The organism is Oleiphilus sp. HI0128, assembly GCF_001635365.1.
On record NZ_LWGG01000256.1, the window covers coordinates 1 to 792 of the forward strand.

General features: G+C 46.1%; 2 protein-coding genes. Both read left to right on the plus strand.

Annotated features, from left to right (window positions below; genetic code table 11):
* Window positions 1–280 (plus strand): DnaJ domain-containing protein (locus tag A3763_RS03415; RefSeq protein ID WP_231872084.1); only part of this gene is annotated, 280 nt, incomplete at its 5' end.
* Window positions 237–792, plus strand: a 556-nt coding sequence (locus A3763_RS03420) for a response regulator transcription factor (RefSeq protein ID WP_231872085.1), incomplete at its 3' end; no start/stop codon positions are given. The genes A3763_RS03415 and A3763_RS03420, both read left to right, overlap by 44 nt.

Consider the following 792-nt stretch of genomic DNA (forward strand, 5'->3'; position numbering starts at 1 on the left):
TCAGCACCGGTTTACCGGCTTTGAGCACGATACGTCAGGCCATGTTAGCGAAGAACAAATGATCAGTGCTGCCTATGAAACTCTAGGCGTACAGAGCAATTGCAGTGATGCTGAACTAAAGAAAGCCTATCGTAGACTGATTAGTCAACATCACCCGGATAAACTTGTTTCGAAAGGCTTGCCAGAAGAAATGATGAAAATAGCCACCGAAAAAACTCGGGAAATAAAAGACGCTTATGAGCGAATTAAGAAATTCAGAGCCCAAGCAAGCAGAGGTTAAGATGCGCGTACTCGTAATTGAAGATGATAAAGATGTAGCGGCTTATTTAGTCAATGGCCTCAAGGAAAACGATAACGTTGTAGATCATTCTGCCGACGGTAAAGAAGGTTTATTAATGGCAGCCAGTGAAAGCTATGATGTTATGATTATCGACCGCATGTTGCCTGGAATGGATGGTCTATCCATTATTAAAACGATCCGCGCAACCGGTAACCAAACACCTGTACTGATCCTTAGTGCACTAGGCGACGTAGATGATCGTGTTGAAGGTTTACGCGGTGGTGGTGACGATTATCTGACCAAGCCTTTCTCCTACACTGAGTTACTTGCTCGCCTGGAAGTATTAGTCAGACGCGGGGCAACCAGTGGCTCCGAGAAAGTGACTCACCTGCAAGTTGCCGACCTTGAAATGGATTTGCTAGCCCGCTCTGTCAAACGCGGTAGCGAAAAGATCGACCTACAACCTCGCGAATTTCGCTTGCTAGAGTACCTGATGAAACATGCAGGCCAAG